We start from the raw sequence: 12,627 nt of genomic DNA, 5'->3' as shown, positions 1-12,627 counted from the left end.
GTTGGTTCAACGCCGCTAGACTAACCGCTCTGCCGATTTCATGCCAGCGATCTGCTACGTAAAAACTGCGTAAAATGATGCAGATCCGGCACACCATGACGTGATCTGGCTATTTTCTGACAGGGCGCACACTCCCGTTACAGGAACCTGAAACAAAAAGCGAGGCCAATTGGCCTCGCTTTGCATCCAAATGGCGCCAGAGTGCTATTTGGCCGCCTCTTGATGGGCCTTGATGACGGCCACCGCCTTGTCAGGGAAGTCACTGAACACCCCATCCACATCAGCCTGATAGAGGAAGATATTAAGGAGATCGGTGAAGTCCTTGGCATAGGCCGGGATCTGCCCCTCATCCTGACGGAAGGTATAGGGGTGAACTTTCAGGCCCGCCGCATGGGCTTCTTTTACCATGCCGGTGAAGACCGGCTTGCCCAAAGTGCCCGGCTCGGTGACGATCATCGGCTTCCACGGGCCAATCCCTTCGGCATAGCTGGCGATGGTTTTCATCGCCCCCGGCTTGAACATCCAGTCATAGTTGTAGGGGGTCGCCTTGCCCTTGGCGTCGTAGACCATGGTCTCGTTCCAGTCGGTCTCGGCCATCAGCTGCACCAGTTTCAGATCCATACCCATGGCGGGCATCAGTTCGCTGTTGATGCGCTTGAGTTCATCGGCATCGAAGCACTGCAGATAGACCTTGTCATCCTTCCCGGTATAGCCGTACTCCTTGAGCACCTTCAGCACCGCCTTGGAGATATCCTTGCCTTCGTGACGGAACAGCCAGGGCGCTTTGATCTCCGGGTAGATGCCGATGTTCTTGCCGGTGCTCTTGTTGAGCCCCTGGATCATCTCGATCTCCTCCTGGAAGGTGTGGATCTTGAAGTCTGACTTCCAGAGCGGGAAGCGGGCCGGATAGACCGGCACCTGCTTGCCATCCACCAGCTGGAATGGCTCGGTCATACGCAGGGAACGCACCTCATCCAGAGTGAAATCCACCACATAGTAACGACCGTCCGGACGGGCACGACCGGGGAAGCGCGCCGCCACATCGGTGATGCCATCGAGGAAGTGATCGTGCATCACCACCAGCTGGTCATCCTTGGTCATCACCAGATCCTGCTCCAGATAATCGGCCCCCATGCCATATGCCAGCGCCTTGGACTCCAGGGTATGCTCGGGCAGGTAGCCGGAAGCGCCACGGTGGGCGATAACCACCTTGCCTTCATCGGCAGCCAACACGGGTAATGAGAGGGAGGCCCCAAGGCTCAAGGCGATGAGGGAAACGGCGAGTTTTTTCATATGTGATGCTCTTTATTATTGTGTGTAGGTAATTGTTCTATCAGAGGTTTGTTTCATATTTACGGTGGGCAGCAGCGCACTGCCCACCGTCACTCATCAGCTCGCCTTGCGCAGAGCCTGATGGTATTGGTCGAGCCAGATCTGCAGCATTTGCTGCTCTGACTCGTTCAGGCGCAGCCCCAGCTTGCTGCGGCGCCAGAGGATATCGTCCAGTGAACAGGCCCACTCCCGCTCGATGAGATAACGCACTTCCGACTCGTACAGGCCGCCACCGAAGTGAATGCCGCGATCCTCTTTCAGCCAGAGACGGGCATGGGCACCATAGGCCTCGGCAATGCGCAGGGCGCTGCGATCATCGAGCCAGTCAAACTCCAGCGCAAAGGCGCGGGCCAGCTCGCGTACCGAGCAGTCAAACTCGCCGCCGGGCAGACGGCTGGTCGCCGTCCAGTCATCCCCCATCTGGCTGAACCAGGGCTTGAGCTTGTTGCAGGCGGCCTGTGCCAGCTTGCGATAGGTGGTGAGCTTTCCGCCAAACACCGACAAGAGCGGCGCACCGTCAGACTCGCCAGAGAGCTCGAGGGTGTAGTCGCGGGTCACCGCCTGCGGCGAGTCTGACTCGTCGTCACAGAGCGGGCGCACCCCGGCATAGGTCCAGATCACATCTTTCGGCGCAATTTGGCGAGTGAAGTGGGCGTTGACCACCTTGCACAGGTAGGTAATTTCGGCCTCGCTGATCTTCGCTTCCCGCGGACTGCCGTGGTGCTCCACATCCGTGGTGCCGATGAGGGAGTAGTCCTGCTGATAAGGGATGACGAAGACGATGCGGTTGTCTTCGTTTTGCAGGATATAGGCCTCTTCGCGCTCATGGATGCGCGGCACTATCATGTGGCTGCCTTTAATAAGGCGAATGCCGCGGGGGGATTTCTCGTGCAGGCTCTCGTCATAGAAGGTCTTGACCCAGGGGCCCGCCGCATTGACCAGACCACGGCAGGTGACGGTGAACTGCTCGCCCCCTTCCCGCTCCAAAGTGAGCGTCCAGTGTTTGGATCCGCGCACCGCCTTGATGCAACGGGTGCGGGTCTGCACGTCGGCCCCCTTGTCACGGGCCATCATGGCGTTAAGCACAACCAGCCGGGCATCGTCGACCCAGGCATCCGAGTATTCAAACCCCTTGTTGATCCCTGCGGTCAAACCATCTTGCGGCAGGAAGCGCACGCCACAGCTCCCTTTTAGCTTGTCGCGCTTGGCCAGATTGTCATAGAGGAACAGACCGGCGCGGATCATCCAGGCCGGACGCAGGTGCGGGCGGTGCGGCAGGCGAAAACGCATGGGACGGGCGATGTGAGGCGCCATACCGAGCAGCACCTCACGCTCCGCCAACGCCTCTTTCACCAGCCGGAATTCGTAATGCTCGAGATAGCGCAAACCGCCGTGGATCAGCTTGCTGGAGTTGGACGAGGTGGCAGAGGCGAGATCTTGCGCCTCAAACAGGGCAACCTTCAGACCCCGTCCTGCCGCATCGGCTGCGATGCCGACCCCGTTGATGCCGCCACCGACGACGACCAGATCATAATGTTCGCTCATGTTCACCTACTTTCATTTTTATGATTGCTATAACAGCAATGTTTGATTTCGCTCATTTTAGAACATGAAAATACAACAAACGAACATTTTATGGCGAAAGTGTGATCGCCACAGCCCGCCAGAGGTGGCAAAAGTGATACGGCAAGTGACCGAATGGCGTCGGGCCAAAACCGGCGGGTTAATAGCCAAAAAAACCTGATTGAATAGTGGTTTTGGCAATACCCATAAAGGGGTGGGATGAGTGCGGGACTGGGGGAGAGAAAGAGAAAGGAGGCCGCCCTGACGGGCGACCGGCACAGCCTTGGCGTGTTTCGCCGTCAGCAGATGTGGCAGGCGATCTGGTGTTGCGCCATCAATCGCGCCAGCTTTTCCGGTGGCTCCTGATCGGTAAAGAGGGCGTGGATCTGGCTGAGATTGCCCAGATTGACCATGGCATTGCGACCAAACTTGGTGTGGTCGGCGGCCAGGAACACCTGACGGGAGTGGGCGATGATGGCCTGGGCGATCTTCACCTCGTGATAGTCGAAATCGAGCAGGGAGCCGTCGTTGTCGATCCCCGAAATCCCGATGACGCCATAGTCCATGCGAAACTGGCCGATAAAGTCGCGGGTCGCCTCCCCCACGATGCCGCCATCGCGGTTACGGATCTCGCCGCCGGCAATGATGACGGTGAAGTCATCCTTGGCCGTCAGAATGCTGGCCACGTTGAGGTTGTTGGTGACGATGCGCAGCTCGCGGTGATCGAGCAGGGCGCGGGCAATGGCTTCGGTGGTGGTACCTATGTCGATAAAGAGCGATGAGCCGTCGGGAATATTGGCCGCTACCTCGCGGGCGATGCGCTCTTTCTCCTTGAGTTGCATCACTTTACGGGCGCTGTAGGCGGTATTGACGGTACTCGAATGCAGGGAGGCACCGCCATGATGGCGCCGGATCTTGTTCTGTTCGGCGAGATCGTTCAGATCCCGGCGAATGGTCTGGGGGCTGACGTCAAAGTGGGTCACCAGATCGTCGGTCGAGACAAATCCCTGCCGCGTCAGGACGTCCAGGATCTCCAGATGTCGTTGGGTTTGCTTCACGCTTGCACTCCGATGATGAGACAAAAAAAGGCCCCGGCAGATGCGGGGCCTTTTGGCAGTTTACCTGATCCCCTTTGGGATCAATAAGCTGAGGATCACGTTTTATGCCTTATGGGCAGCCGCTTTCTTGGCCGCAACGGCAATGTTCTCGTGCTTGAGGGTCATCGCCAGCAGGATGATAGAGAGCACGCAGGAGACAGTCAGCACCATGAAGCCGCCATCCCAACCGAAGTGGTCAACGGTATAACCCAGCATGGCGTTGGCCGCGACCGCGCCGCCCAGATAACCGAACAGACCGGTGAAACCTGCCGCAGTACCGGCTGCTTTCTTCGGTGCCAGCTCAAGAGCATAGAGGCCAATCAGCATGACAGGGCCGTAGATCAGGAAGCCGATAGCCACCAGCGCCATCATGTCGATGGTCGGGTTGCCGGCCGGGTTGAACCAGTAAACCAGTACAGCCAGGGTCACCAGCACCATGAACAGGATACCGGCCGGGGCACGGCGGCCCTGGAACATCTTGTCAGAGATCCAGCCACACAGCAGGGTGCCCGGAATACCGGCCCACTCGTAGAGGAAGTAAGCCCAGGAGGAGTTGTCGACGGTGAAGTGCTTGGCCTCTTTCAGGTAGGTTGGAGCCCAGTCCAGCACACCGTAACGAATGAGGTAAACGAAGGCGTTGGCGATCGCGATGTACCACAGCAGTTTGTTGTGCAGCACGTACTTGACGAAGATCTCCTTGGCGGAGAACTCCTGCTCGTGGCTCTCGTTGTAATCCTTCGGATAGTCGTTCTTGTACTCCTCGATGGGAGGCAGACCGACCGATTGCGGGGTATCACGCATCACGAAGAAGGCGATCACCGCGATGGCGGCCGCCGCTGCCGCAGGCACATAGAAGGCGCTGCGCCAGTCGTTGAACCAGCCCATCCCGAGGATAAACAGCGGGCCAATCATGCCGCCACCCACGTTGTGCGCCACGTTCCAGACCGCAACCACTTCGCCGCGCTCTTTCTGTGACCACCAGTGCACCATGGTGCGACCGCAGGGCGGCCAGCCCATGCCCTGTGCCCAACCGTTCAGGAACAACAGCACAAACATGATGGCAATGCTGGAGGTGGCCCAGTCCATGGTACCCATCATGAACATGATGGCAGCCGAGAGCAGCAGACCGGCGGAGAGGAAGTAACGGGCGTTGGAACGGTCAGAGACGTTCCCCATCAGGAACTTGGACAAACCGTAAGCGATGGAGACCCCGGAGAGCGCGAAACCGAGATCACCACGGGAGAAGCCCTGCTCGATCAGATAGGGCATCGCCAGACTGAAGTTTTTCCGTACCAGGTAGTAGCCGGCGTAACCGAAGAAGATCCCGAAAAACACCTGCCAACGCATGCGTTTGTAGAAGGGGTCGACCTTGTCAGCCGGGAGCCTGTCGATGTGCGCCGCAGGCCTGAAGAGACTAAGCATGTTCTGCTTCCTTATTGTTGTTATGGGCGGTTGAGGATGCCCTGACCATTCCAACGAATCATGTGAGTCCGCTGATTCGCAAGCGAGCCTATTGTGCTCATATGCGCTCATTTAATCTGTGATGCATGCTCAAATATTGCAGTTTTATTACAAATAAAAGCTCCAAATGAGAAATCACTCAGCAAGCGCCAGCCCTTGTGTGGCAAGGGTTGCAAGCTACCCCCTAAGTGGTAACTGGCGGTTATCAAGATGCTTTACGTCACATTTTCTTAGCAATGAGTGGGATCTTGTCCACATTTCCTATGGAGGGGGGATGGTGAAATTATTGGGAAGGGTTATTTTCTGTCACGACCGATAACGAGCGCAAACGAGCATAACGTTTGCGCAAGACGCAAAAACAACAAGGAAACGTTTTCGGCAGCAACGGATAGACACAAAAAGATAGAACGGAACATCAAACCTCTACGGGTGGATATAAGGAATAAAAGTATGAGCATACAAAGACCCAATACCCTGCTTGGCGAGTGCATCGCCGAGTTTATCGGAACCGGCCTGCTGATATTTTTCGGTGTCGGATGTGTGGCGGCACTGGTGCTGGCAGGCGCCAACTTCGGGCAGTGGGAAATTTCCATTACCTGGGGTCTGGGCGTGGCCATCGCCATCTATGTGACCGGCGGTATTTCAGGTGCCCACCTGAACCCGGCCGTCACCCTGGCGCTGATGACCTTCTGCGGTTTCGACAAGCGCAAGGTGGTGCCCTACATCATCGCCCAGATGGCCGGTGCCTTCTGCTTCGCCGCCCTTGTCTACTTCCTTTATGGTAACCTTTTCACCCAATGGGAAGTGACCCATAACGTGGTGCGCGGCAGTGTCGAGAGCCTCGGCACCGCCGGGATCTTCTCCACCTACCCCAATGCCCTGCTGACCAACATGCAAGCTTTTGCCGTCGAGCTGGTGATCACCGCTGTCCTGATGCTGGGCATCATGGCGCTGGGTGACAACAACAACGGCGCCCCCAAGGGTTTCGCTGCCGCCCTGCTGATCGGTATCCTGATCGCGGTGATCGGTGCCTCCCTTGGCCCGTTAACCGGTTTTGCCATGAACCCGGCCCGTGACTTTGGTCCGAAACTGTTCGCGTTCTTTGCTGGCTGGGGTGATGTTGCCCTGACCGGTGGTCGTGACAACCCCTACTTCTGGGTTCCGATCCTTGGCCCCATCGTTGGCGCCCAGATTGGTACCGCTCTGTATGTCAAAGTGCTGGCTCCCTGCGTCCCGGGCAACCGTGTCGTCACCACCGAGCAAGCTACCCAAACCGCCAAAGAAGAGGCTGCCGCATAAGAGCGGCCCCCTCCAACGTATAAAAACGTGGAAAATAGAAACGTGGAGAACATCATGTCTGCTGAAAAGAAATATGTCGTCGCTCTGGACCAGGGAACCACCTCTTCCCGCGCCATCGTGTTTGATCAGGATGCCAATATTGTCGGTACCTCCCAGCGCGAATTCACCCAGCACTACCCGAAAGCGGGCTGGGTAGAGCACGACCCGATGGAGATCTGGGCGACCCAATCCTCCGTCTTTACCGAAGTGCTGGCCAAGACTGGCCTGCGCAGCGAAGAGATCGCCGCCATCGGTATCACCAACCAGCGTGAAACCACAGTGGTATGGGAAAAGGCCACCGGCAAGCCCATCTACAACGCCATCGTCTGGCAGTGCCGCCGCACCGCCGCCATCTGCGAAGAGCTCAAAGCTCGCGGTCTGGAAGAGTATGTTCGCGAGAACACCGGCCTGGTGCTGGATGCCTACTTCTCCGGTACCAAGGTGAAGTGGATCCTCGACAACGTGGAAGGTGCCCGCGAGAAGGCGATGAACGGCGAGCTGCTGTTTGGCACCATCGACACCTGGCTGGTCTGGAAGATGACCAATGGCGAAGTGCACGTCACCGACCCGACCAACGCCTCCCGTACCATGCTCTACAACATCCGCGAGCTGAAGTGGGATCAGAAGATGCTGGACGAGCTGGGCATCCCCATGTCCATGCTGCCGGAAGTGAAACCCTCTTCCGAAGTGTACGGCTACACCACCCGTGGTGGCGGCTCCCGCATCCCCATCGCCGGTATCGCCGGTGACCAGCAGTCTGCCCTGTTTGGCCAGCTCTGCTTTGAAAAAGGGATGGCCAAGAACACCTACGGCACCGGCTGCTTCATGCTGATGAACACCGGCACCGAGCCGGTTCGCTCCAGCAACGGCCTGCTGACTACCGTTGCCATCGGCCCGAAAGGGGAAGTGAACTACGCGCTGGAAGGTGCGGTGTTTATGGGCGGCGCCACCATCCAGTGGCTGCGTGACGAGCTGAAGATCATTCACGATGCCCGCGATACCGACTACTTCGCCTCCAAGGTGGGTGACACCAACGGCGTCTATCTGGTACCGGCCTTCGTCGGCCTAGGCGCGCCCTACTGGGATCCCTATGCTCGCGGCACCATGGTCGGCCTGACCCGTGGCGCCAACCGCAACCACATCATCCGTGCCGCGCTGGAATCCATCGCCTATCAGAGCCGCGATGTGCTGGATGCCATGCAGCAAGACTCCGGCATCAAGCTGGCTGCGCTGAAAGTAGACGGCGGCGCCGTGGCCAACGACTTCCTGATGCAGTTCCAGGCTGACATGATGCACACCCCTGTGGTGCGTCCGACCCGCATCGAGACCACCGCCATGGGCGCCGCCTTCCTAGCGGGTCTGGCAGTCGGCTTCTGGAAGAGCTCCGACGAGCTGGAAGACAAGTTCAGCGTGGACCGCGAGTTCATCCCGCAGATGGACAGAGACGATCGCGCCAAGCGCTACAACGGCTGGAAAAAAGCGGTTGAGCGTTCACGCCGTTGGGCTGAAGAGGATTGATCGGGCTCCCGACATTCCGTTGAGATAAACACCAAGGAGGCCGACCATCACGTCGGCCTCTTTTTGTCTACCCCTTGCCGGCCCTCCCCTCCCGTTGCTCCCCCTGTTTTTATCTGGTGAATCTTGTTCTCACCAACCGTCACAACACAATTGAGTTCTCTATCTATAATCATCATCTGGGTCGCATATGCGGCCTTTCTTTATGGAGGAGAGAAATATGGAGAGGGCGATACACCGTTTTACACTGCACTCACTCTGGTCAGGGCTCGGGATCCGCACCCGGATCCTCTCCGGCGTAGCGATACTGATGGTTATCGCCATCAGTTGCATCACCCTGATCCTCGAGCAGATATCCCACACGCAGGCACAGCAGCGGGTCGAACGCTATGAGCTGCCAAGCAGTGTGGACCGCATTGCCAACCAGCTGACCGCCCAGCTGACCCAGCACCTGACCGAGGCGCAAGCGCTCGCCAGCAACAGCTTCGTCATCGACTGGCTGACCGCTGGCATGCCAGAAGCTGAGTGGCCCGAGATGGAGCGCTACTTTCAGGCTCTGCAACGACGTCTCGGCGGTAACGTCTTTATTGCCCCTCGCCAGACCAACACCTTGCTCAACTTCAGTGACGGCCCCACCGCCCAGAAAGCGCTGAGCGAGTCAGACCCGAAAGATGAGTGGTTTTACGGTTTTCTCCAGCGCAATCAACCTTACGAACTGAACCTCGACATCTCCGATTTCAACCAGCGTGCCTCCCTCTATATCAATACCGCCGTCACCCACGAGGGCAATACCCTGGCGGTGGCCGGTACCTCCATCGACATGAGCACCCTGAGCAAGCTCATCAGCAGCTATCGGATCGGCAAGAGCGGTCAGGTCTATCTGGCGGACATGGAAGGCAATATCGAGATCCACCCCGCACTGGAGCAAAAAGATGCCGCTCACCATCAACAATCCTTTCTCGATACCGTCAAACGGCTTATCCCCAAGGCTGGGGAACAGGTGGCAGTTGAGGCACTGACGCTGGAGGGAGAAACCTACCTTCTTGCTGTACGCTACATCCCCACCCTCAACCGGCTGCTGATTGGCGAGATCAACAGCGCCGAGTTGGAAGAGGGATTACATGAGTCACGCCAGCTCATCATCATGGTGTCGCTCGCCATCGGCACTCTGGCGATGCTGGCCTCCGCCTGGTTGGCTCACTCCATCAGTCGCCCGATTCGTCAGGCTGCCGATGGCATGCACCACATCACCGCCGATCGGGATCTGGCGACCCGCCTCGACTTCTCCGACGAGTCGGAGCTGGGCCAGATGGCCCAGAGCTTCAACCGGCTGATCCAGAGTCTTAACCAGAGCTTCTCCCGCTTCCAACAATCGGGGAGTGCCCTCTCCGCCCAATCCTCGCAAACCCTTCATCAGGCGCAGGCACTGGCGGGAGAAGCGTGCCAGCAGGCAAGGAGCATCCAAGAACTGACCAATGTAGTCGCTGCCATCGGCAGCAATGCCGAGCAGATCGCCAGCCGTTCCGAGGGGGTCAGCGACGTGACCCGGCGCATCGCTGACCACATGCTCAGTGTCGAACAGGATGTGATCCAGAGTGCCGATCGTCTCGATACTTTGCGCAGCAGCATCGGCACCTCGTCCGCGCTGCTTGAAGAGGTGGTCAGGGACAGCAACAACATCACCCAGATCATGAACCTCATCCGCGATGTCTCGAACCAGACCAACCTGCTGGCCCTCAATGCCGCTATCGAGGCTGCCCGGGCAGGGGATATGGGGCGGGGCTTTGCGGTGGTGGCCGACGAGGTGCGCCAACTGGCGGTGCGCACCCAGACCGCCACCAAGGATGTGCAGGATCTTATCTTGCGTCTGCAGGAGGGTACCCGGCAGGCCAGCAGCTCGATGGCAGGCTCCCACACCCTGAGCGAAGAGGGCTATAGCCGGATGCATCAAGCTAGAGAGGTGCTGGTCGATGCCACCAGCCAAATTAACCAGACAGCAAGGGAACTCAACGAAATCAGCGCGCTGGCACAAGCTCAGGATCAACAGATGGGGCAAGCCAGAGCTGCGCTTGACGAGCTCGCCATGGTGGCCGAGCATCAGCGTGAACACGCAGAGGAGAGCAATGCCGCCAGCCGCGAACTGTTCGAATTGGCCAAAGCCATCGACGAGCAGATCCGCCAATACCGGATTGGCTAGGCCCGGCGCTTCCCCCTCCTCTTCTCAATAACCAAGACGCCACCTCAGGGTGGCGTTTTCATTTTGCAAATCATTTTGCCTGCGCTCTCGAAACGGGAATGACGAGCAAGAGCACAACACATTGATTATTAACATGAAAAAATGTGGAACAGCCATTGCTTAGTGATATCAGACTCAACAGAGGGATATCGCCATGAAACCCACCACCACTCAAGCGCCCGTAGCTCACGTCGCCACTCAAAAAGAGACCCTGACCCCCCGCGAAGGCACCTTCCTGATGATGGTGGCCCAACTGGTGGTGCTCACCAGCATCGTACTGGCCGCCACCGTCGGCGGCCTCTCCTGGCAGTGGACCCTGCTGCTGGCCATTCCGCCGGTGATCGGCGGCGCCTTGCTCAGCAGGGTATGGGGCAAACTACCCCGCTAACTGCGCTTCACCTCACACACCTTCCCGAACCGGTAGCCAACTCTCAAGTCGGCCGTCTGTGTATCTGCCGCCTGGCTAATGCTGATTGACCGCAACGAAGGCGCACTTGTTCTTCAATCAGCAAACCGCAGCGACGAACCGTTCAAACAAACCGCACAAACCAACCTGCACTAAAGGGTATGGTTGCCCAGCTGCTCTTTGAGAAAATCGAGCCAGACCCGCAGCCGGATATCCCGCTGGGCATCGGAGTAGAAGACCGCATTGATGGGGCGCGAGGCGCCACTGTTGCTGCGGGCCAGCACCTCCACCAGCGCGCCGCTCTCCCGATCCGGCCCGGTCATGAAATCCGACAGACAGACGATCCCCTGCCCCGCCAGCGCCAGCTGACGCAAGGTTTCACCGCTGCTGGCACGCAGGCTGGGGGTGATGGCAAAACGATCCCCCTGCTCGGCACTTAGCAGCGGCCAGTGGTTGAGGTGATCGGGATGCAAAAAGCCGAGCAGCTCGTGACCGCTCAGCAGATCCGCCGGTTGGCGCGGGGTGCCGCGCTCGCTCAAATAAGCGGGAGAGGCCAGCAGCCGCAGCCGCGAACGGCCCAGCGGCAGCGCGCGCAGGGAGGAGTCGGTCAGCTCGCCGATGCGGATAGCCATGTCCACCCGCCGCTCCATCAGATTGATAAAGCCCTCCGAGCTGTGCAGCTGTAGCTCGATGGCGGGGTAGCGGTGGCGAAACTCGCCGATGATCGGCACCAGCCGGTGCAGAATAAAGGGGGTAGCGGCATCGACTCTCAACACCCCTTCGGGTTGTTCCCGGCGCATCAGCAGATGCCCCTCCGCCTCGCTCATCTCGGTCAGGATCTTCACCGCCCGCTGATAGAACCAGATCCCCTCCTCGGTCAGGCTGACACGGCGGGTGGTGCGATTGAGCAACACGGTGGAGAGCTTCTCCTCCAGCCGCTTGATGCCACGGCTCACCACCGAGTTATCCATGCCGAGGTTCTCCGCCGCTTGGCGAAAACTGCCCGCCTCCACCACCGCCACAAACAGGGTCAGTTCATCAGAATGGGTCTTCATTGCTGTTATCCGGACAAGAGTAATGAGTCTTTATAGGCGTAGCTGCTGTGGATTGGCAAGCGTGCGGTGAGGCCAGTTCTTTTTTTCTACAGAGAAAGAACGTGACCACGAGCCCACATCATGCTCGCGATTTGTCAGTACAATGCAGCCTAAAAAGCACCGTATGGCACCTTTAATTTCACAAGGATGAATAACATGACATTTGAAGAACGGCTGGCCGCCGCCCATCAGGAGCTGGCTAACAAGGGGGTATGGCATGCCAACTACAATCCCCCCTTGTTCTGGTTGTTGCGCCAACTGGGTTGGTCTGTCAAACCGCCTCAGTACGAGGGCTGGCTAACCAACTTTCTGGTATTTGGCATCGGCCTTGGCCTGATCTGGAGCATTCTGTTGTGGTTTTTCAGCTGGCAACCCTTAGAGATAGACCCACTATTTGCCCTACGCCAGACAGCCCTGTTTGCCGGATTAACAGGCATCATCATGGCGAGTCTCTTCAGGCTACGCTCCAGGCAGCTTAAACTGACCCCTTGGGAAAGATTGCCATCCTCGGCAACAGATATCACAAAGCAACCGGATTGATAATCCGTTGGCATTGTTATGAAGCAGGAGTTCTGGGCACATTAT

At 58.2% G+C, this 12,627-nt stretch carries 10 protein-coding genes; 5 read left to right on the top strand and 5 right to left on the bottom strand.

Going from position 1 to position 12,627, the window contains the following annotated elements; all coding sequences use genetic code 11:
* Positions 1 to 204 precede the first annotated feature (204 nt).
* From glpQ to glpT, 4 genes are all read right to left on the bottom strand, one after another.
* Positions 205 to 1,293 carry a glycerophosphodiester phosphodiesterase gene (gene glpQ / locus G5179_RS12835; RefSeq protein WP_005337531.1) on the bottom strand — a complete coding sequence of 363 codons (1,089 nt, stop codon included), beginning with the start codon at positions 1,291 to 1,293 and terminating at the stop codon, positions 205 to 207.
* 96 nt (positions 1,294 to 1,389) lie between these two features.
* Positions 1,390 to 2,877 (bottom strand): glycerol-3-phosphate dehydrogenase, encoded by a 1,488-nt coding sequence (glpD, locus tag G5179_RS12830; protein WP_005350869.1) that lies wholly within the window; start codon positions 2,875 to 2,877, stop codon positions 1,390 to 1,392.
* 317 nt (positions 2,878 to 3,194) lie between these two features.
* Positions 3,195 to 3,953 (bottom strand): DeoR/GlpR family transcriptional regulator, encoded by a 759-nt coding sequence (locus G5179_RS12825; RefSeq protein WP_005337538.1) that lies wholly within the window; start codon positions 3,951 to 3,953, stop codon positions 3,195 to 3,197.
* 102 nt (positions 3,954 to 4,055) lie between these two features.
* Complete coding sequence (glpT, locus tag G5179_RS12820) at positions 4,056 to 5,414, bottom strand: glycerol-3-phosphate transporter (RefSeq protein WP_421258495.1); 1,359 nt, start codon at positions 5,412 to 5,414, stop codon at positions 4,056 to 4,058.
* 489 nt (positions 5,415 to 5,903) lie between these two features.
* Between glpT and G5179_RS12815 the strand changes: the two genes are divergently transcribed.
* The 4 genes from G5179_RS12815 to G5179_RS12800 all read left to right on the top strand — a co-directional run bounded on the left by G5179_RS12815 (position 5,904) and on the right by G5179_RS12800 (position 10,930).
* Positions 5,904 to 6,752: an MIP/aquaporin family protein gene (locus G5179_RS12815; protein WP_005350866.1), complete on the top strand. Its 849-nt coding sequence runs from the start codon at positions 5,904 to 5,906 to the stop codon at positions 6,750 to 6,752.
* A gap of 54 nt (positions 6,753 to 6,806) precedes the next feature.
* Entirely contained in the window at positions 6,807 to 8,309 is a 1,503-nt protein-coding gene (glpK, locus tag G5179_RS12810) for a glycerol kinase GlpK (RefSeq protein WP_266135069.1), read from the top strand.
* A gap of 217 nt (positions 8,310 to 8,526) precedes the next feature.
* A complete protein-coding gene (locus tag G5179_RS12805) occupies positions 8,527 to 10,503 on the top strand; it encodes a methyl-accepting chemotaxis protein (protein WP_421236212.1) in 1,977 nt (658 codons plus the stop codon).
* 193 nt (positions 10,504 to 10,696) lie between these two features.
* The gene (locus G5179_RS12800) at positions 10,697 to 10,930 is read left to right on the top strand and encodes a hypothetical protein (RefSeq protein WP_421249557.1); all 234 of its coding nucleotides are present in this window, start codon (positions 10,697 to 10,699) and stop codon (positions 10,928 to 10,930) included.
* A 170-nt stretch (positions 10,931 to 11,100) separates the two neighbouring features.
* Here the strand turns inward: G5179_RS12800 and G5179_RS12795 are convergent, their stop codons facing one another.
* Entirely contained in the window at positions 11,101 to 12,003 is a 903-nt protein-coding gene (locus G5179_RS12795) for a LysR substrate-binding domain-containing protein (RefSeq protein ID WP_421258494.1), read from the bottom strand.
* 195 nt (positions 12,004 to 12,198) lie between these two features.
* Between G5179_RS12795 and G5179_RS12790 the strand changes: the two genes are divergently transcribed.
* Positions 12,199 to 12,582, top strand: coding sequence for a DUF6404 family protein (locus tag G5179_RS12790; protein ID WP_216978466.1), 384 nt, complete (start codon positions 12,199 to 12,201; stop codon positions 12,580 to 12,582).
* Positions 12,583 to 12,627: the final 45 nt, after the last annotated feature.

The sequence above is a fragment of the Aeromonas sp. 600886 genome, assembly GCF_049174935.1.
Taxonomy (GTDB): domain Bacteria; phylum Pseudomonadota; class Gammaproteobacteria; order Enterobacterales; family Aeromonadaceae; genus Aeromonas; species Aeromonas veronii_A.
This window is presented reverse-complemented; position numbering and strand designations above follow the sequence as displayed.